The sequence below is a fragment of the Peptoniphilus genitalis genome (assembly GCF_023614525.1).
Lineage (GTDB): Bacteria > Bacillota > Clostridia > Tissierellales > Peptoniphilaceae > Peptoniphilus_A > Peptoniphilus_A genitalis.
In genome coordinates, this window is record NZ_CP097885.1 from 672103 (window position 1) to 692065 (window position 19963).

The 19963-nt window shown below is 35.1% G+C and carries 17 protein-coding genes; 4 read left to right on the forward strand and 13 right to left on the reverse strand.

The features are described from left to right. Window positions 1-6: 6 nt before the first annotated feature. The 8 genes from M9426_RS03285 to proB all read right to left on the reverse strand — a co-directional run bounded on the left by M9426_RS03285 (window position 7) and on the right by proB (window position 9602). Window positions 7-612 (reverse strand): histidine phosphatase family protein, encoded by a 606-nt coding sequence (locus M9426_RS03285; protein WP_250342435.1) that lies wholly within the window; start codon window positions 610-612, stop codon window positions 7-9. Window positions 613-731: 119 nt separating this feature from the next. Beyond that, entirely contained in the window at window positions 732-2342 is a 1611-nt protein-coding gene (locus M9426_RS03290) for a MutS-related protein (RefSeq protein ID WP_250342436.1), read from the reverse strand. A gap of 165 nt (window positions 2343-2507) precedes the next feature. Further along, window positions 2508-3449 carry a D-2-hydroxyacid dehydrogenase gene (locus M9426_RS03295; protein WP_060800786.1) on the reverse strand — a complete coding sequence of 314 codons (942 nt, stop codon included), beginning with the start codon at window positions 3447-3449 and terminating at the stop codon, window positions 2508-2510. 256 nt (window positions 3450-3705) lie between these two features. Further along, window positions 3706-4434: a TraX family protein gene (locus M9426_RS03300; RefSeq protein WP_250342437.1), complete on the reverse strand. Its 729-nt coding sequence runs from the start codon at window positions 4432-4434 to the stop codon at window positions 3706-3708. Window positions 4435-4980: 546 nt separating this feature from the next. Continuing rightward, a complete protein-coding gene (locus tag M9426_RS03305; RefSeq protein ID WP_250342438.1) occupies window positions 4981-5913 on the reverse strand; it encodes a CPBP family intramembrane glutamic endopeptidase in 933 nt (310 codons plus the stop codon). Between the two features lie 190 nt (window positions 5914-6103). Further along, entirely contained in the window at window positions 6104-7357 is a 1254-nt protein-coding gene (gene gltS, locus M9426_RS03310; RefSeq protein WP_005956931.1) for a sodium/glutamate symporter, read from the reverse strand. 228 nt (window positions 7358-7585) lie between these two features. Then, window positions 7586-8842: a glutamate-5-semialdehyde dehydrogenase gene (locus tag M9426_RS03315; protein WP_250342439.1), complete on the reverse strand. Its 1257-nt coding sequence runs from the start codon at window positions 8840-8842 to the stop codon at window positions 7586-7588. Continuing rightward, the gene (proB, locus tag M9426_RS03320) at window positions 8820-9602 is read right to left on the reverse strand and encodes a glutamate 5-kinase (protein ID WP_060800791.1); all 783 of its coding nucleotides are present in this window, start codon (window positions 9600-9602) and stop codon (window positions 8820-8822) included. The genes M9426_RS03315 and proB overlap by 23 nt, the downstream gene beginning before the upstream one ends. 158 nt (window positions 9603-9760) lie before the next feature. On the opposite strand from proB, the gene M9426_RS03325 reads away from it, so the two are divergent. Further along, window positions 9761-12061, forward strand: coding sequence for a bifunctional dihydroorotate dehydrogenase B NAD binding subunit/NADPH-dependent glutamate synthase (locus tag M9426_RS03325; protein WP_250342440.1), 2301 nt, complete (start codon window positions 9761-9763; stop codon window positions 12059-12061). Window positions 12062-12297: 236 nt separating this feature from the next. Here the strand turns inward: M9426_RS03325 and M9426_RS03330 are convergent, their stop codons facing one another. Then, complete coding sequence (locus tag M9426_RS03330; RefSeq protein ID WP_250342441.1) at window positions 12298-12969, reverse strand: DUF3800 domain-containing protein; 672 nt, start codon at window positions 12967-12969, stop codon at window positions 12298-12300. Window positions 12970-13396: 427 nt separating this feature from the next. Continuing rightward, a complete protein-coding gene (locus tag M9426_RS03335) occupies window positions 13397-13702 on the reverse strand; it encodes a cupin domain-containing protein (RefSeq protein WP_250342442.1) in 306 nt (101 codons plus the stop codon). A 77-nt stretch (window positions 13703-13779) separates the two neighbouring features. Between M9426_RS03335 and M9426_RS03340 the strand changes: the two genes are divergently transcribed. Further along, the gene (locus M9426_RS03340; protein WP_250342443.1) at window positions 13780-14256 is read left to right on the forward strand and encodes a pyridoxamine 5'-phosphate oxidase family protein; all 477 of its coding nucleotides are present in this window, start codon (window positions 13780-13782) and stop codon (window positions 14254-14256) included. A 56-nt stretch (window positions 14257-14312) separates the two neighbouring features. Here M9426_RS03340 and M9426_RS03345 read toward each other — a convergent pair whose 3' ends face one another. The 3 genes from M9426_RS03345 to M9426_RS03355 all read right to left on the reverse strand — a co-directional run bounded on the left by M9426_RS03345 (window position 14313) and on the right by M9426_RS03355 (window position 17065). After that, window positions 14313-15269: a bile acid:sodium symporter family protein gene (locus tag M9426_RS03345; RefSeq protein ID WP_082705811.1), complete on the reverse strand. Its 957-nt coding sequence runs from the start codon at window positions 15267-15269 to the stop codon at window positions 14313-14315. A 1-nt stretch (window position 15270) separates the two neighbouring features. Further along, window positions 15271-16104, reverse strand: a complete 834-nt coding sequence (gene panC / locus M9426_RS03350; RefSeq protein ID WP_250342444.1) for a pantoate--beta-alanine ligase — start codon at window positions 16102-16104, stop codon at window positions 15271-15273. 154 nt (window positions 16105-16258) lie between these two features. Next, the gene (locus tag M9426_RS03355) at window positions 16259-17065 is read right to left on the reverse strand and encodes a thioredoxin domain-containing protein (RefSeq protein WP_250342445.1); all 807 of its coding nucleotides are present in this window, start codon (window positions 17063-17065) and stop codon (window positions 16259-16261) included. Between the two features lie 205 nt (window positions 17066-17270). Between M9426_RS03355 and nrdD the strand changes: the two genes are divergently transcribed. Both nrdD and nrdG read left to right on the forward strand, forming a co-directional pair. Beyond that, the gene (gene nrdD / locus M9426_RS03360) at window positions 17271-19394 is read left to right on the forward strand and encodes an anaerobic ribonucleoside-triphosphate reductase (protein WP_250342446.1); all 2124 of its coding nucleotides are present in this window, start codon (window positions 17271-17273) and stop codon (window positions 19392-19394) included. Beyond that, on the forward strand, window positions 19394-19888 hold the full coding sequence (nrdG, locus tag M9426_RS03365) for an anaerobic ribonucleoside-triphosphate reductase activating protein (RefSeq protein WP_250342447.1): 495 nt from the start codon (window positions 19394-19396) through the stop codon (window positions 19886-19888). Before nrdD ends, nrdG begins: the two co-directional genes overlap by 1 nt. Window positions 19889-19963: the final 75 nt, after the last annotated feature.

Consider the following 19963-nt stretch of genomic DNA (forward strand, 5'->3'; position numbering starts at 1 on the left):
ATCACCTCAAATTGAATCCACTGGATTCTTAGGAGCCTTCTTAATAATTTTAAAACTCCCATCTTCGTAGTCCGCTATATTAAACTCGCCATTTCGTCTCACCCTGTTGGACCAAAAGTCTTCAATAGGTATCCCCTCAATTAGAGAATAAATGGCAACAATAGTAACGCCGTGAGTCACAAGAAGGATATTTTCATCTTCATTGGGATAAATTGCCTTCTCAAAAAATTTCTCCACCCTCTTTCTAAGGTCATGGATACTTTCTCCATCAGGTCTTTCATAATTTTTTGGATCTTCAAAATATTTTTTATAAAGGACTTCATCATCTACTTTGACGTCCTTGATATTTTTTCCTGACCAAGACCCAACATCAATTTCTCGAAGAAGGGGCGTCTTAATAATTTCCCTGTCAGGGCAAATTAAGCTCGCAGTGTCGTAGGCACGACCAAGGTCAGATGAATAGATCTTATCAAAGTGAAGGTCCTTTGACATCTCTCTAAGTCTCTTTCCCATCTCAATGCCCTCAGAAGTTAATGCCGAGTCCAATTGTCCCTGGATAATACCAAGCTTGTTCCACTCAGTCTCCCCATGTCTAGTAAAATAAATTCTCATCTTTCCCCCACAGTCATAAAAACATTTTCTCACTTATTAATAGTATAAAGGATAAAAATCAAGTATTAAAGGCAAAAAAATTACTTAGGTAAAATTTTACCTAAGTATGGTCATAAAATTTATTTTTCTTCCATCTCTCTCGAAAGTTTTTTTGCTTCTTCTATTATATCTCTTGGATAATTTAGGCTATCCAAGATTGCAATGGCGTTACGACTTCTTGCTGGTCCATCTTTTAAAAGATAGTCAAACTTTATGTCACCATTTTCTATCTTTTCTTCAAAGTGTTTGTTAACGAATGAATCTTTTAAAAGAATTGTAAGTTCTATGTCGTGGGTCGCTGCTATGACGTGATTATTCTTTGCCAAGTATTTTAAGGTTGCTGTTGCCGATGCAATCCTGTCAATGGTGTTAGTTCCCCTAAAAATTTCGTCTAGCAAAATTATTTTTTCGTTCTCGTCTTCTATCATGTCATCAATTGCCTTGGACTCTGCCATGAAGTAAGAGAGGTTTTTCATTATTGAGTCGCTGATGTCTATGGCTGAAGTGATTTTTATTGGTTTGATTTCAAATTCTTCCCCAAAGAAGATTCCAAAACTAAGGGCAAAAATTGTATTTATTCCCACAGTTCTAAGGTAAGTTGACTTACCCGATGCGTTAGACCCCGTCAAGATAATTGACTTATCCAAGTCAAGGTCATTGGAAACAGGATTCCTTATCAAAGGGTTGTAGAGATTTTTTCCAAGAATTTTATTTCCAAAACTTGCTTCTCCAGTCTTGTAGGCCTTTGACAAAGATATTATTCCAATTTCGCAGTCGATTTTACCCAAGAGGTAATAAAGTCTAAAGATTTCATCCTTGTAGACTTTAAAATATTTTTGAGTTTTTGAAAAGCTCCTTGCCTCTGACAAAAACAAAATATTCTTGTAAGTTTCTGCGAAGTCCATCTCCATGTTGCCTGTCAAAAATCCAAAGGACCTCAAGCTCCTCTTTAAGGGACCAAGCTCTGTTAAAATATTTTCTATTTCTTCAATTTCATCTTTGAAAATTTGGCTTTTATTTTTAAGCAAGCCTTCTGATACATTGAGAAGACTTTTGAGCCTAACTAGGACCTCTAATTTCCCAAAAGTCATCTCGTTAAATTTTTTGTAGATGAAGGTATTTGCTGCCAAGAGGGCAAAGATAAATAAAATTGCCTGAGCTCTTAAACTTATAAATAAAATCAAGATGTAAAGAGCCGTAAAGGAAAAAACTTTTGCAGCAAGGTCGAGCTCTCTTTGGATTTTAATTTCTTCTTCAACTAATTCAAGGACATCTTCCTTAAAGTAACCAAGCTTTCCAAGTTGAAATTGCAAATCCTCAAGGTCATCTTCTCTTTCTTCAAAAATTTTTCTCTTCTCTTGGAGGCTTGTGAGTTCATCCTTATCTAAAATTAAATCCCTAAGTCTATAGTAAAAATATTCTAGTCCCATTTTTGACATAGAGTGGTTCATCTTCTCTAAAATTTCGTCAAGGTTTAAGTCATTGGCTGTGATGTCACTAACATTTCCTCCAATCCTCTTATGTAGTCCATTGATTTTTCCCTTGAACTTCTTAGAATGAACTTTTCCAAAATTCTTTATTATCTCTTGTCTTAAAATTTTTTCATTTCTCTGCTTCACATAGTAGTTATAGAGTAGTATAAGTCCAATTAAGACAAAAAATAAAATCACAAGTGAATAGTAGTCCTTCATGCAGCCTCCTTTTGGTATCAACAAATTAGCTTCATAAGCTCATATGATTTACTTAAATAAACTTTATCCTTAATTATTTTTCCTGTCAACAAAACTATTTGTTTGCAAGAAAAAAAGACTGCTTACCTAAGCAAGCAGCCTTTAAAATTTAAATTTTATTTATTCTTATTTTCCGAAAAGTTCATCAAAGTTTCTTAGGATTACATTTCCGATATCATCTTGAGCATCAATTGTTGATCCACCAATGTGTGGAGTTACATAAAGTCTGTCAAGTTCGAATAATTTACTTTCTACTGGAACATCTTGAGTGTCAAGTCCGCCAGAGCCAAGTTCGTTAGAAAGTGTATCTAAGTTTGCTCCACCTAGTTTGCCATTCTTGATGTAGTCGTATAGGTCATCTTCGTTAACAATTCCACCACGTGCAGCGTTGATAATGCAAGCGCCGTCTTTCATCTTTTCGAATTCTTTTGCTCCAAAAAGATCCTTAGTGTCTGGAGTTAGTGGCATGTGAAGAGTGATAATGTCAGAGTTTTTAACGATTTCGTCGAAATCAACAAGTTTAACATAATCAACTTTAATGTCTTCTGGTTTTAGGAATGGGTCATAAGCAAGAACGTCCATATGGAATACATTAGCGATTTCAGCAACTCTTCTTCCGATTGCACCAAAACCACAAATTCCTAGAGTTTTATTTCTAAGTTCTCTACCAATCCATCTATATTTGTTCCAGATTCCACCCTTAACTTCATTTTGAGCTTGTACAGAGTTTCTGTATAGGTCAAGAGCCTTAGCAAATACTAGTTCAGCAACTGCGTTTGCGTTTTGTCCTGGAGAGTTTTTAACTGGAATATTTTTTTCCTTAGCATATTCAAGGTCAATGTGGTTAGTTCCTGTTGAACCAACAAAAATTGCCTTTAAGTTTTTAGCAGCATCAAGAACTTCCTTGTTGATGAATGGGTCAACTCTCATGAATAAGAAATCATATGGTTCAATAATTTCTGCTAATTTTTCTGAAGTTGGAAGCATAACCTTATCAAGTTCAATACCTCTTTCTTCAAGTCCCTTGTCAATTACGTCTGACATGTAATCTACCATTAACGCTTTCATTTACATCCTCCTTAAAATTTTATGTACTTCGTTACATTTCTATTTTAGATGAAATCATTATCTTTTTCAAGGTCATTTATAAGCTTAGGCCAATTAGCACTTTTCTTTCAAAAAGCCCTTGGAAAACCCTTGGATATTTACTTAAAGTTAAAAGATTTTGAGATCACTTTCTTCTATATTATATGACAATTCTTTATGGTCTTTTTAAATTGCTTACACAAATAAAAATAAAAAAAAAAGAGGCAAGCCTGCCTCCTTAAATATTAAAATAAAATCTCAAGAGTCCAAGTATAAAAAGATGGACTGGATAAAATAAATAATTAAAAATTTTATTCTGTTTTCCCTTCTCTCCGTTATATAAAATCGTAAGGCCAAATCCTAAGATGGACCAAACTTCTTTTACTATTGTAAGGTAGGCACAGATTGCTCCAGCCACTGGTCTCTCATAAAGTAGATAGAAGACAAAGGCTGTCATGATTGCATGAAAGTCGTAGTCGCCTGATACAAAGTTGGACACGAAAAACATAATAATTAAAATCGGAATAGAAATAAGAATCCAAAACTTTCCAAGTTTATCCTCGTATCTTTTTCTAAACTCATCTAGTATCCAAATGCTAATTAGGGATAGAGCGAGAGAAAACAAGACGTTGTTAAGTCTAAACTCTAATATGACTTTCGACGAAAACATGTCGTAGGGAATTTCTGATATCACCGCAAAGAATAATAAGTTAAGAAGGTATTTCTTTTTGTCATGTGTCCTAAAAAATCCTTCTACTATAAAGAATGAAAAGAGAGGAAAGGCAATTCGTCCTATTACATCAAAGATAGAACTTATAAATTGCAAAGCTCCTCCACCATCTAAGTTGGGCCAGATTAGTGCCTTGTTTATGTGATCAATTAACATGGAAGCAAAGGCAATATATTTAAGCTGAGCTCCATTTAAAATTTGAAATTTTTGTAAATTTTTGTGCTTAAATCTTTCCACAATCTTCCCCCTTATTTTTTGTTAGAGAATTATTTTACAATAGACTCCTACACTTGTAAAGTTTAATTACTCTTAAAAGGTATTTTTTAGCTTTCATTTAACCTATAGTCAAAAATTTTTGAATTATCTGTTACACAAGTGATAATTTCCACTTCACTTATCATAAGCATTTTATTTAATTTCTTAATTTCTCTATGAATCATTACAAAGTTGACGTCAAAAAGATTGTCTATAATCTTTTTTATTATTCTTTCTTAATTTCATCTCTCACCTGGTCTGGAGCAAAGATATCTGTGAAAATCATCCTAAGTCCAAAAGTATTTGAAATTGGGTATGCTGGATATGATGTAGAAATATTTGTCAAAACTCCACGAAAAATTTTATACTAAATATTAAAAACTTTGTGGGCTTTCTAAAAACCGCAAGATTTTAACTCCTTATAATTACAAATTCATAAAATATATGATGATAATAATTAATTACCCGAATACAACAATTTTGTCATTATCTATAAAGAATGAATAACTTTTTAATTCAAGTTAAAATTCAATTATACTTTTTATTTAATAAAAATGGAGTATATACAAGTATAGCTGTTATTACAGATACAAGTAAAAATTCTTTTGTAAAAATAAAATCTTGATTGTAATCTGTACTAGTAACATTAGCCATAAACATATTGTGCAAAAGATGGATGAAAGTTACCATAATAACGCTTCTACTCTCCATGTAGATGAGTCCAAGCACTATCCCAATGGCGATACAAAATACAGTAATATCTATGCTTGCATAAACACCTTCTATTCCAGAATAAAATACAAAAAAATATAAGGGCAAGTGAGACAAGCCCCACATAAGACCAGTTAACAAAACTCCTATTCTATTACCATACAATGATTGAAGTCTTGTTTGTGAAAAATATCTCCAACCATATTCTTCACCCATAGTAAATATTAAATTAATGATTGCACTAAATAATCCTATGGTAAATGTACCTATTACTCTCGTAAAAAGATCAGTAAAATCTACATCTGATTGAAAGTAGAAATTTAGTATTCCCATTCTAAATATATCTAGTAAAATTACAATAAAAGCCCATTTAACCAATATTCCAAAATTAAATTTTCCTTTTAATATTTTATCATCTATTGTAAGTGCATAAACACTAATTGCCCAGCCTAAATATACGACATAATTCATATTATTTAAAACTTTTCTGGAAAATAATGCTAATATATAAGAACATATAAATAATATAAAGTATAGTGAGTATATCAAGTTGAATTTTTCCTTAGATAAATCTTTTAACTTAAAATCTTTATCTAATAGTATAGCAATAAAAGCAGGAACTAAACTCGTAATAGGGGTTATAACCCCTGTATTATCTACTTTATAAAAATATTTGCATGTAATTCCTATCAAAAAATCTAGAAAAAAAACTATAAATAAAAAGTATTTTATTTCTTTTTTTGTACTCATATTAACTCCTCTCTTACTATATTTATTAACTCACTCATTTATTTATATTCACGAAAATATTTTTATTAACAAAAGAACATTTCTTTAATGCATACAGTTTTCCCTGACTTTCAAATATAAATAACAAGCAGCTTTTATAGATTCAAAAAAGACCACAAAGTCTAACTTCGTGGTCTTAAATAATTTACTATTATCTTAATGTTTGAGCAACATTTAAGAATACTGTTATAAAGAATGAGTTAATGATATCAATTGCAAAAGCTCCTACCATTGGTAGTATAAAGTATGCTTTTGGAGATGGACCAAATCTTTCAGTAATTGAGTCCATGTTTGCAAGTGCGTTGTAAGTAGCGCCCATACCAAATCCACAAATACCACCTGATAAAACAGCTGCATCATAATCTCTACCCATAACCCAATAGTTAATGAAGTAAGCATAGAATGCCATGAATATAGTTTGTGCAAATAGAATTACAAGCATTGGTCCTGCAACTTCCTTTAGGTCTAGTAGGTTGATGTCTATAAGTGCCATTACTAAGAATACATTAAGTCCAACATCACCACAGATAGAGTTTGCTCTATCATCAACTGCCCATTTTGAGCCTTTCTTACCAATTGTATTTACAAAAATACCTGCAAGAATCATGGCAGTTACATAAGCTGGTAAGCTTAATGGGTTACCCATAATAGAAACATGTTCTTTGATGAACACTTGAAGAATAGCGCCAAGTCCAACTGATACAAAGATAAGTCCTAAAACTTTGATAAAATCTAATGCTTCTAGTGGAACAACTTTCTTATAGCTTTCTCCAGCATTGTTCTTTTCTAAGTTTTCAAGAACGTCAATATTAGAACCGTTTTTGTCAAGTGGACTAGCTAATTTATGCTTTCTAATAAGTGTAGAACCAATAGGTCCACCAATTAATGATCCCATGATTACACCGAATGTAGCTGCCGCCATACCAAATGTTGACGCGTTAACAAGACCTTGTTCTTCAAAAGTTGTACCCCAAGCTCCTGCTGAACCGTGTCCACCTACCATTGTAACTGAACCACAAATTAAACCAAGTAGTGAATCTACTCCTGTAACTTGTGAAAGTACAAGTCCAATGGCGTCTTGGAATATAACTAATACAGTTGAAACTAATACAAAAAGGATAAAACCTTTTCCTCCTTTTTTAAGTGTTTCAAGGTCTGCTCCTACACCAATTGATGTGAAGAATACCATCATGAATGGATCTTTTAGTGTTTGGTCAAATTCGAAAGTACAAATTCCACCAAGTTGTAATAAGAATCTAATTATTGCAAAAAGGAATCCTCCTATTACTGGTGCAGGTACACAAAATGTTTGAAAAAATTTGACTTTGCTTCTAATAAGTTTACCTATGTAAAAAACTATTATTGCAAATCCAACAGTTTGCATGACATTAAATGAAATATTCATTTAATCTCCCTCCTTTATAAAAATATTTGTCTTTATCTGACACATATATTATAATAAAACCTTTTCATATTTGCAATAGGATTTTTTTTATGTTTTTTAGTTTAATATCGCTTTTCTGTTAGAAAGTAATAGATTTTATAATCAATAATTTTTCATAAAAAAACCAGAGTTTTTATTTACTCTGGCATGTATCCTATTAATTTTCAATTTATAATATATTATTATATTTTACTTCCTGTATTCCCCGTGACCAAAGATCACATACTTGTAGCTCACAAGTTCATCAAGTCCCACTGGTCCTCTTGCGTGAAGTTTTTGTGTTGAGATTCCAAGTTCTGCACCCTTGCCAAACTCTCCTCCATCTGTAAATCTTGTTGAAGCATTTACATAAACGCAGGCTGAGTCAACTTCTTCTAGGAACTTCATAGCCCTCTCATAGGACTCTGTCAAGATTGACTCTGAGTGGCCTGTTGAATACTTTGTAATGTGGCCTATTGCCTCATCTACATCATCAACTGTCTTAACAGAAATTTCGTAGTCCAAGTATTCTCTGCCGTAGTCATCTTCCTCTGCCTTCACTGCATTTTTAAGCTTAGGAAGAGCTGCTTCATCAGCATGAACTTTTATCTTGTGTTTTTCTATGACTTCATTTAATAAGTCAAAGAACTTGTCTGGTAAATTTTTATTTAAGACAAGAGATTCCACTGCATTGCAAACTCCAATTCTTTGAGTCTTTGCATTTTCAATAATCTTTACAGCATTTTCAATGTCGCACTCATCGTCAACATAGATGTGGCAATTGCCCACTCCCGTTTCAATTACAGGAACCTTGGCATTTTCAACTACTGAGTTAATAAGTGAAGCTGATCCTCTTGGAAGTAGCAAGTCAACATAACCCTTTAGTTGCATCAATTCCTTTGAAGATTCTCTTGATGTGTCCTTTACAATTTGAACAAAGTTCTCGTCATAGCCAGCATTTTTTATCCCAAGTCTAATGACATCTGCAATGGCGATGTTGGACTTGATAGACTCCTTGCCTCCACGAAGGATAATGGCACTTGAAGCCTTTAGAGATAAAATTGCCGCATCAAGAGTTACGTTAGGTCTTGATTCATAAATTATGGCAATAACTCCCATTGGGACAGTCTTCTTGCCAATTAAAAGCCCAGCATAGTTTTCTTCCATTGATAGGACCTTGCCCACTGGGTCTTTAAAGTCAATTACCTCGTCAATGGACTTTGCCATGGCTTCGATTCTCTCATAAGTTAAGAGAAGTCTGTCGATTAGGCCTTCTGGCATATTATTTTCTCTACCCTTCTTGATATCCTCTTCATTGGCTCTTAAGATATTTTCCTTTTGGCTTAAGAGGGCCTTCTTGATTTCAAGAAGCATGGCATTTTTTTCCTTAGTTTTTAATTTTTTTAACTTGTAGGAAGCTTCCTTTGCAATCTTCCCCATTTCCTTAACACTTAAAGTATGTTCCAATTTCTTCTCCTTTAACTATATCTCTTATTATCTTCATCTTTTCTCCAGATCCAATAACAACTTCTATGTCCTTTTCTATGGCAAGCTTGGCAGCCTTTATCTTGGTGTACATGCCACCTGTTCCAACATTGGATTCAGTTTCCTTTGCCATGCCTTCAACCTCATTTATATCTGCAACCTCGTGGATAATTTTTGCATCAGGATTCTTCCTTGGGTCGTCTGTATAAAGTCCCTCAATATCTGTAAGCATAATAAGTAGGTCTGCCTTAATCATCCTGGCAATTACTGCTGAAAGAGTATCATTGTCCCCAAATTTAATTTCATAAGTTGAAATTGTGTCGTTCTCGTTTATTATTGGTATTACATTCATACCTAAGAGTTTCTCAAAGGTGTTCTCTGCATTGACCCTCATCTCTTGGTCAACTTCTATAGTTCTTGTTAGAAGGACTTGGGCAGAATTGTAGCCATAGGACACAAGAGATCTGTCGTAAATATTTGTAAGGGCAACTTGACCCACAGCTGCAGCAGCTTGCTTGTCAGAAGTTTCTTTGGGTCTTTCCTTTAGATTTAATTTTGCACGGCCTGCTGCAATGGCACCTGAAGAAACAAGGACAACATCATAACCTTGATTCTTTAAGTTTGCTATCTCAAAGCAGAGCTCATCAATTTTTTGTAAATTTATTTTTCCATTGTCGTGGGTTATGGAAGATGATCCAACCTTTATCACGACTTTCTTTATTTCTTTTGAAAATTTTCTCATTTCAACCACCTTACCTATAATATACTTGAATTTTACACATTAGTAAATATTTTTCTCCCTTGCTAGCAAAATTCAATTAAATAAATAATCATACTATATTAAATTTTTCTCGCCTACAATTGCCCTTATGCTATAATAAGCTTGGGAGTGTGATTATTTTGCCTAAAATTTTAAGAAAAAAAGAACTTGCGCCAAATATATTTTTATTCGACATATATGCGCCTAAAATTGCAGCCTCTGCAAAACCAGGCCAATTTATTATTTTAATTGCCGACAAGTATTCTGAGAGAATTCCCCTAACTATTTCTGATTACGACATAGATAGAGGCAGCGTTCAAATAGTTGTCCAAGCTTCTGGTGAATCTACAAAGAAAATTGCAGCCTTTGAAGAAGGCGAAAGCTTTAAGGACTTTGTTGGACCTCTTGGCCACGCATCAGATTTTTATGATATGGACCTAGAGGACTTAAGGGACAAGAGATACCTATTCGTAGCAGGTGGAGTTGGTACTGCACCAGTTTATCCCCAAGCTAAGTTTTTCAAAGATAAGGGCCTTCACTGCGACATAATTATTGGAGCAAAGTCCAAGGAATTTGTAATCCTTGAAGATGAATTAAAGTCTGTTTGCGACAACCTATACATAGCAACTGATGATGGATCCTATGGATTCAAGGGTCTTGTAACTGACAAAATCGTGGATCTTGTGGAAAATGAAAAGAAGCACTACGACCAAGTAGTTTCCATTGGACCTATGATAATGATGAAGTTTGTCTGCCTAACTACTAAGAAGTTCGACCTTCCAACAACTGTTTCCCTAAACCCAATTATGGTTGATGGAACTGGTATGTGTGGTGCCTGTCGTGTTTCTATAGGTGGGAAAACTAAGTTTGCCTGCGTTGATGGACCAGAATTTGACGGCCACCTAGTGGACTTCGATTCTGCCATAAAGAGGCAAAGACAATATATAGACAACAAGAAGACTCACACAATAGCTGACCATCACTGCACAATGGACCTTGCAGTCTCTGACCACCTAGCTGAGACTTCTGCCCAAGATAATCAAGGTCTTGTAATAAAAAAAGCTGAAGACAGGTTTAAAAAAGTTCCAATTGCTGAACAAGCACCTGATGAGAGAAATAAAAATTTCAAGGAAGTTTGTCTTGGCTACACTGCAGAAGAAGCAGCCACAGAAGCTTCAAGATGCCTAAACTGTAAGAAACCTGGCTGCGTTGAAGGCTGCCCAGTTTCCATTGATATCCCTGGCTTCATAAAGGAAATTGCAAGTGGCAACTTCGAACAAGCCTACAAGGTTCTTTCCCTTTACACTTCCCTTCCAGCAGTTTGTGGTAGGGTTTGTCCACAAGAATCTCAATGTGAAGAAAGATGTGTCCTCTTAAATAGGGGCGACGCAGTTTCCATTGGTAAGCTTGAAAGATTTGCAGCTGACTATGCAAGACGTCACCAAGTCCAAGAAAATTCTGACATCAGAAAGATTGACAAGAAGGTTGCAGTGGTTGGAGCAGGTCCAGCTGGTCTTACTTGTGCAGGCGAACTTGCAAAAATGGGCTACGACGTAACAGTTTTTGAAGCCCTTCAACAATCTGGTGGAGTTTTAATTTACGGTATTCCAGAATTTAGACTTCCAGACGAAGTCGTTGAGTACGAAGTTGAAAATATTAAAAAGCTTGGAGTTAAATTTGAAAATAACTTTGTAATAGGAAGGACTGAGACCATAGACGACCTTATCAAGGATGGTTTTGAAGCAGTCTTTATTGGATCAGGCGCCGGCCTACCTAAGTTTATGAATATTCCTGGTGAAAATCTAAATGGAGTTTATTCAGCCAACGAATTCTTGACAAGGAACAACCTCATGAGGTCCTTTGATGAAGAGTACGACACTCCAGTTAATGTAGGAGAAAAAGTTGCAGTTATTGGTGGCGGCAATGTTGCCATGGATGCTGCAAGAGTTGCAAAAAGACTTGGGGCTGATGTTTCAATTGTCTATAGACGTACTGAAAAGGAACTTCCTGCAAGGACTGAAGAAGTCCACCACGCTAAGGAAGAGGGCATTAAGTTTGAAATGCTAACTGCTCCTGTTGAAATCCTTGGAGACGACCAAGGCTGGGTTAAGGGAATGAAGTGCGTGAGAAATGAACTTGGAGAACCCGATGCATCTGGCAGGAGAAGACCTGTTGCCGTAGAAGGTAGCAACTATGAAGAGGACTTCCAAACAGTTATCATGGCTCTTGGAACAAATCCAAACCCACTAATTTCTTCAACTACAAAGAATCTTGACATAGAAAAATGGGGCGGCATCATTGTAAATGAAGAGTCTCAAACATCTCGCCAAGAAATCTTTGCCGGTGGCGATGCAGTTACAGGCTCTGCAACAGTAATCCTTGCCATGGGTGCTGGTAAAAATGCCGCAAAGTCTATCGATGAATTTTTGAGAAATAAATAAGATAAAAATAAATAAATTAAGGGAAGAGTTTTACCTCTTCCCTATTTTTGTGATTAGAATACCCTTGGTTGGAATGGTTATTATAATTAAAAAAGCCACCATATAGGTGGCTAAAATATGTATACCAATTGCTTATGAGTGACGATAACACATATCGCTTACCTAGATAATGGCACTTGAATAAGACTTACTGTTGGTATGATTATGATACTTTAAAAATAGAAAAAAGTCAAGTTTTATAGGGGGAATTCAAAAATACATTTTAAGATTCCATTGTCTCTTAAAATTTTAAACTCATCTGCGTAATTACCTGTTTTTAGATGAGAATACAAGATATTTGAGAAAACATCAGCGATTTGAATATTTGAGTTATTGGCAGAGTCAAAATATGAAACTGCAAAATTCCCTTGATTAATCCCAGTTATGCAAAGCTCAGTGTTTAAATAGTCCTCAAGAAAGAATCTCGATTCGGTTCTTTCATTCCTTTCATCAAGTTGTAAAAAATGATTATCACTTGGTATGTAATTATTTCTTATGAAGTAATCCAGTGCTATTTTTAATAGGTAATTGAAAACTCTAGATGTATTTGAACAAAAAGTATCTTTGAGTCTTGAATTGTCAACTTTTATGTAGAAAATACTGAAGTTGCTTTTCCTTGCAAAGAAGTTTACAAATTCCTGTTTCATAGGTTTATCAAAAGCAGAACCTTTTAACTCATGAAATGTTCCATTTAAAAACATTTTTTGCCTATTATCTATTCTTTTAAGTTCTTTAAGATTAGAGGCTACAAACCGTTTATAGGATCTTTTTAGAGTATTAGAATTATCTGGAATTATTAACGTTATAATAAAGTATTCATTTTTAAACTGATTATTAATTGTTCCTGATTCATCGATATATATGTTCATAGTTTGTCCTTCCAGTAAATATATTAATATTATATCATAAATGATTAAAATTTTAGGAACTGATAATATAGCCATTGTAAATTTAATATTTACCCATAAGGGCACAAGCAAGTCAATAAACAAGTCTAAAGACGAATATAGAATATCTTCATCTTATTTTTTATTTGGGAGAACAACAGCTGAGAGGAGAGTAAGCTAATTTACTGTCATGCAAATGATGGCAGATTATTCATTTGCCATGGTTCTTGCTAAAACTTTAGCAGGACTTCCTCTTCATTTAAATAAAATAGGCGGTTCATGCTCGAAAAATTGTCATATATAATGCGATAAATGTAGAATTAAAAAAATAATGTTTTTAAAGTGCAAATAATCTAAAATTAACAAGTTTTTATAAGTTTAGAAATTTTTCCCACTTTCCAATAAAGTCCTACTTCTTAAAAATACAAAGCCAGACTGCCTCTTTCTGCCATGAAACCTTGTGGATCTCGTGGGGTCTTATTACCAAGCTGTCCCCTTCTCCTAAGTCAAGTCTCCTTCCATCTTCATATTCTATTTGGGCCTTGCCCCTTAATAAGAATACTATCTCAAGTTCATCTTGGTCATAAAAGCCTGTGACTTGGTCAAGGGACATTGTCCTAATAACTTTTATCCCATCGTCTTCATAAATTTTTTCTTCAATTTCTTCTTCACTAGAAAATCTTATATTTTTAAAAATATTGTATAATTTATTCATAGCTTAATTATAGCATTACTTTAAATCTCAATATATAAGACCAAAGTAATTTGCTATAATTATAAGAGAGGTGGAAAATGTTTAGAGAAATGAGAAGAATAAAGCAAGAGCTTCCCCTTGAAGAAGCTAAGAGCTTGCTTATGAAAAATAAAAGAGGAGTCCTATCCTTTAATGGCGAAGATGACTACCCCTATGCCATTCCCATAAATTTTTTATATGACGAGGAAGAAAATAAAATTTATTTTCACGGAGCTAAGACTGGCTACAAGCTTGACTGTATCAAGAAAAATAATAAGGCCTGCTTCGTGACCTATGGTGACCAAGAGCTTTCAGAAAATGGCTGGTCCTACTATCTAAAGAGCCTAGTTGCCTTTGGAGAAATTGAAATCATAAAGGACAGAGACCTAGCAGCCCAAAAATTAATAAGACTTGCTTCAAGATATTTCCCATCAATGGAAGAAATAAATGAAGTCATGGAGAGAAGTTTTAAAAACGCCCTAGTATATTCACTTAACATCCAGCACATGACTTGCAAGAGAGTCCACGAAAAATAAAAAATCGCAAGCAAAAAACCAAGGTCTTAGTATTACCTAAAACCTTGGTTTTATTTTTATATATTTAATTCAATTTCTTCTAATTTCTTTTCCCTTTGACTTTCCCTGTAGTGGGCAAAAATTGAACCAATTAGGTTTTGAACTACTGAGAAAATTGCTCCTGGTAGTGCTGCAAGTGGGTTCATGGCAAAGTTTGTGTTTGCAAGAACTACTGCAAGACCAGAGTTTTGTGTGCCAACTTCAATTGAAAGAGTTGACTGCTTGTCGTAGTCAAGTCCCATTAATTTCCCAAGGCCAAGTCCAAGGCCAAGTCCCAAAATGTTGTGGATGATAACTACTCCAAAGACTAAAAGTCCTGAAGTCATAATTTTTTCTGCATTAAGTCCCACAATAGCTGCGATAATTAGGGCAATCGCCATAGAAGAAATAAGTGGGAAGACAAAGTCCACCTTCTTAATTCTTTCTCTTAATAGTGCCTTGGCAATAATTCCAAGACCAACTGGCAATACAATTACCTTCACAATAGACATAAACATTGCCACAAAGGAAACTTCAACAAGGGATCCCGCCATCATGTAGACAAGAAGTGGCGTCATAATTGGCGCAAGCAAAGTTGAAGCAACTGTCAATAAAACAGAATAAGCAAGATCGCCTTCTGCAATGTGACTCAATACATTGGAAGCAGTTCCACCAGGGCAAGTCCCAACAAGGATTACGCCAAGGCTTATGTCCTTTGGCAATTTAAAAATCACTGATAAGAGAAGTGCCAAGAGGGGCATAATTGTGTACTGACAAAGAGCTCCCAAAAATATAAGTTTTGGTGCCTTTAAAAGATTTTTAAAGTCCTCAACTTCTATGTTAGTTCCCATACCAAACATGGCTGCTGCCAAGAATAGGGCTGTGTAGTTTGTCATTCCCTTAAAGGCATCTGGATACCTCAAGGCAGTAGCAGATAGTAGCAGGATAATTAGGATCAAGTATTTTTCTATATAAAGTGAAATTTTTCTAAACAATTTACACCTCGAAGAAAAAGTTGTCAATAAGTCTAGTTGTGCCAAACCTAACAGCAAGAGCAACAAGGCAGTCCCTGTCAATGACATCCATGTCTTTAATCTCTTCTGTGTCAACAACTTGAACATACTCAATATCGGCAAGTTCTTCAGTTTTTATTTCATCTTCAATAATCTTAATTAAATCTTCAGCCTTCATGCCCTTTGTCATGGCAGCCCTACCCTTTTCTAGGGCCCTATGAAGAACTGGTGCAGCCTTTCTCTCTTCTTCAGACAAGTAAACATTCCTTGATGAAATTGCAAGGCCGTCCTCTTCCCTCTTAATTGGGCAAGGAACAATTTCGATTCCAAAATTCAAATCCTTAACAGCCTTTTTAACAATTAAAAATTGTTGGGCGTCCTTCCTGCCAAAGTAGGCTCTAGTAGGTCTAAAGATGTTAAATAACTTTGTTAAGACAGTTAAAACTCCCCTAAAGTGAATTGGGCGAGTCTTGCCACATAAGTTGTCCTTTAAATCTTCGATAGTTACATAAGTTTTGTGATTTTGATAAAACTCCTTTGGGTCTGGTGTGAACACTGCGTCAACTCCAGCCTCTTCACAGAGTTTAAAATCTCTTTCTTCATCTCTTGGGTAAGATTCATAGTCTTCGCCAGGTCCAAATTGAGTTGGATTTACAAAAATAGACACGACAACAATATCGTTGTTCTTTCTCGCTTCATCAATAAGTGACTTGTGACCTGCGTGCAAAAATCCCATAGTAGGAACCAAACCCACAGACTTTTGGTAATTTCCCTTGGTAAATTCCAAAGCTTCTTGTACATTTCTTAGTACCTTCATCATTCTCTCCTTAAAAATTTATTTTGGAGAAATATTTAATTATAAATATTTAAGTACGGTTTATAAAAATAATACCGTCTCCGGCAATATTATAACAAAAATAATAATTTTTTGCAGAAAAAAAGGCACTAAATTAGTGCCTTGTCTACAAATTTTAAATTATCTTTACTATTTCAAAGGAATTTATTTTCTCTATCCTAACTTTCCCTCCTCTTATAAGGTCTTCTAAGATTTTTTCTCCTCCAAAGACTATCTTAATTTCATCTTTTAAGACTAAGTCGTAGGACCTTATGTAGTCCATAATTTTTTCTTCATCGCTTAAGTTTTCTTTTCTCTCTTCTAGGTCTAGGTTCTCTAAGAAAAATTCTTCTACTCTTGAGAAGTCCATTATATTTTGCAAGACTCTAGAATTTTTTGTTATTAAGAAGCCTGGAAGTTTTTTTATCCTGTAGTCAAAGGCCTCCATCCTATCTTGTAAAAATAAATCATGAGAGTTTTCATAATTAAATAAAAATTCATCGTAGTCCAAGCCAAAACCCTCTAAGATTTCTTTTTGAACTTCTAGCTTAAATATATTTTTCTGAAAGACTATGGCTTCTTCCAAAATTTTTCTCATGTAGTCCCTGGCTAGGTCCTTATTCATTTCTTCAACTGATATGAAGTACTTGTCCAAGGGATAGGACGACTTGTAGTCCTCTGTGAAGAGGTCTGGCGAAGCTTCAAAGCCTGGCATGTGAGTTATGGTTCCACTCGCCCTATACATGTCAAAGAGGATTTGGTTCCCAAGACCTACTGAGTTTTTGTCTCTGAAGTTCTTTGGCAAAAACTCTTCGTAGTTACCAATTAGTCCTCCCATGACAAATTCATAGGAAAAGTTTTTATATTTTCTTTCAAATTTTCTAATTATTGGAAAAAGTCCCCACAAGAAGGGATCTAGTACGTCTGTAAAAATTTTTAACATAGGTCCTCCTAATCTAGGTCGATTATACCAAAGAGAAAAAATTTTTTCAGCAAATTCTTCTACAAAGGTCTTGACTTTTAAATATTTTACAATATTTACCACAATATATGTTTTCCTTGTGGTTTTCATATACTATATGTAGTATAATTATATCTGCGTTATAAATGGAATTATTATTTTAATATAAAAGGAGAGATGGAAAAAAATGCCAGAAGTTATTAAGAGAAATGGCGAGAAGGTTGCCTTCGACAGGGACAAAATTGTAATCGCTATTGAAAAAGCTATGCACTCAAGTTCCGGTGTCTACATAGAGGACCAAGCTCTTGAAATTGCCAAGGAAATTGAAGAACTTGCTAACTCAAAGGACCTTCCCCTATCAATCTATGACATCGAGGGAGAAGTTTATTATCGTTTAATTCAAAACGACAACCCAGCTACTGCTAGGGCTTACGAATCTTACAAGTCAGTTCAACAATACAAGCGTGAACAAAATACTACTGACGAGGACATACTTGGCCTACTAAACGAAACTAACGAAGACCTAATGGATGAAAACTCCAATAAGAACGCTGTTATTGCCTCTACTCAAAGAGACCTAATAGCTGGTGAAGTTTCGAAGGATATCGCCAAGAGAAAAATGATCCCAGCTGACTTAGTTGAAGCTCACGAATCTGGCGCCATCCACATCCACGACATGGACTACTTCATCCAACCAATTTTCAACTGCTGCCTAGTTAACATGAAGGACATGCTTGACAATGGAACTGTAGTTAATGGCAAGATGATTGAAACTCCTAAGTCCTTCCAAGTTGCCTGCAATGTTATGACACAAATCATTGCTCAAATTGCCTCAAACCAATACGGTGGCCAAAGTATTAATATTTCCTGCCTTGGCAAGTACCTAAGAAGATCTTACGAAAAGAATCTTTCTCTTGCCCTTGATACTCTTGGAGATATTGAACTTGCTGAAAAAATGGCAAATCAAATGACTAAAAAGGACCTTGAAAGCGGAATCCAAACTATCCAATATCAAATAAATACTTTGATGACTTCTAACGGTCAAGCACCTTTCGTTACTTTATTTATGTGGCTTGAAGATGACGACCAATATGTTGATGAAGTTGCAATGATAATCGAAGAGATCTTAAAGCAAAGAATTCAAGGCATTAAAAACGACGCAGGTGTTTATGTTACACCAGCCTTTCCTAAGTTAATTTACGTTCTTGATGAAAACAACATCAACAAGGACTCAAAATATTATTATTTAACTTCTCTTGCAATTAGATGTACTGCTAAGAGGATGTACCCTGATTACATTTCTGCCAAGAAGATGCGTGCCAACTACGAAGGCAACGTATTTTCTCCAATGGGATGCAGGGCCTTCCTTCCACCTTATAAAGACCAAAAGGGCAACTACAAGTTTGAAGGAAGATTTAATATGGGAGCTTGCTCCATCAACCTTCCTCAAATAGGAATCCTTGCAGGAGGAAGCGAAGAAAAATTCTTTGAAATCCTAGAAAAGAGACTAGACCTAGTTAAGAGGGTTGGATTATTGCGTTACGAACACCTAAAGAAGGTAACAAGTGATTCATCTCCTATCCACTGGCAACACGGTGCTATAGCAAGACTTGGCAAACACGAATCTATTGCTCCTCTTCTTTTAAATGGTTATTCAACAGTTTCCCTTGGCTACATTGGAATCTACGAAGCAACTATGCTTATTAAGGGAGTAAGCCACACTGACAAGAAGGGCTACGACTTTGCCATGAGGATCATGGATACACTTAACAATGCTGTTAATAAGTGGACTGAAGAATATGGAATTAAGTTTACACTATATGCAACACCAGCTGAGTCACTTACACAAAGATTTGCCAACATCGACAGAGAAAGATTTGGCATCATAGAAAATGTAACTGACAAGGGTTACTACATCAACTCCTTCCACGTTGATGTTCGCGAAGAAATTTCTGCCTTTGAAAAGTTCAACTTTGAAGCTAAGTTCCAAGACAAGTCAACTGGTGGCTGTATCTCTTATGTAGAAATTCCAAACATGGGTCACAACCTAGAAGCCCTAGAGACAATTGTAAGATATATTTACGACAACATCCAATATGCAGAATTTAATACAAAGTCAGACTATTGTGCAGAGTGTGGCTTTGACGGCGAAATTAAACTAAATGACCATGGCGACTGGGAATGCCCACAATGCCACAACACTGACAGGTCAAGCCTTACTGTAGTAAGACGTACTTGTGGTTACCTTGGTGAAAACTTCTGGAATGAAGGCCGTACTAAGGAAATTAACGCAAGGGTTCTTCACATCTAATGAACTTTGCCCAAATAAGAAAGTATGATGTTGCCAATGGTCCTGGCATAAGGACCACAATTTTTGTGACAGGCTGCACCCACAAGTGCCCCAATTGTTTTAATGAAGAGTACCAAGACTTTAACTTTGGTAACCCTTGGACTCGCAAAGAAACAGATGAAGTTATAGAAGATTTAAAGTTAGATGAAGTTAAGGGCCTCACCGTCTTAGGTGGTGAGCCCTTCCAAAATGAAGTGGACCTCTTACAAGTTCTTCGTGACATAAAAAAAGAAGTCCAAAAGGAAATTTGGATCTTCTCCGGCTATACTTATGAAGAAATTTTAAAAGATGAGGACAAAAAGAAACTCCTAGAAGAGTGTGACGTCCTAGTTGATGGAAGATTTGTAGAAGCCTTAAAAGACTTGAGTCTTAGATTTCGAGGATCCTCCAACCAAAGAATAATAGATATAAAAAAATCTTTAGAAGTCAATAAAGTAGTTTTATTTGACCTGTAAAATTTAATTACGAAAATATTTTTCTAATCTCTCAAGATATAACTGCTTAGATAAAAATAATAAAAACCCCAGTAT

Coding starts and splice junctions, on each gene's coding strand:
- nrdD (WP_250342446.1), top strand. CDS start 17,271: ATGCCAGAAGTTATTAAGAGAAATGGCGAGAAGGTTGCCTTCGACAGG.
- M9426_RS03355 (WP_250342445.1), bottom strand. CDS start 17,065: ATGTTAAAAATTTTTACAGACGTACTAGATCCCTTCTTGTGGGGACTT.
- nrdG (WP_250342447.1), top strand. CDS start 19,394: ATGAACTTTGCCCAAATAAGAAAGTATGATGTTGCCAATGGTCCTGGC.
- M9426_RS03285 (WP_250342435.1), bottom strand. CDS start 612: ATGAGAATTTATTTTACTAGACATGGGGAGACTGAGTGGAACAAGCTT.
- panC (WP_250342444.1), bottom strand. CDS start 16,104: ATGAAGGTACTAAGAAATGTACAAGAAGCTTTGGAATTTACCAAGGGA.
- gltS (WP_005956931.1), bottom strand. CDS start 7,357: ATGAATATTTCATTTAATGTCATGCAAACTGTTGGATTTGCAATAATA.
- M9426_RS03290 (WP_250342436.1), bottom strand. CDS start 2,342: ATGAAGGACTACTATTCACTTGTGATTTTATTTTTTGTCTTAATTGGA.
- M9426_RS03340 (WP_250342443.1), top strand. CDS start 13,780: ATGTTTAGAGAAATGAGAAGAATAAAGCAAGAGCTTCCCCTTGAAGAA.
- M9426_RS03305 (WP_250342438.1), bottom strand. CDS start 5,913: ATGAGTACAAAAAAAGAAATAAAATACTTTTTATTTATAGTTTTTTTT.
- M9426_RS03295 (WP_060800786.1), bottom strand. CDS start 3,449: ATGAAAGCGTTAATGGTAGATTACATGTCAGACGTAATTGACAAGGGA.
- M9426_RS03335 (WP_250342442.1), bottom strand. CDS start 13,702: ATGAATAAATTATACAATATTTTTAAAAATATAAGATTTTCTAGTGAA.
- proB (WP_060800791.1), bottom strand. CDS start 9,602: ATGAGAAAATTTTCAAAAGAAATAAAGAAAGTCGTGATAAAGGTTGGA.
- M9426_RS03330 (WP_250342441.1), bottom strand. CDS start 12,969: ATGAACATATATATCGATGAATCAGGAACAATTAATAATCAGTTTAAA.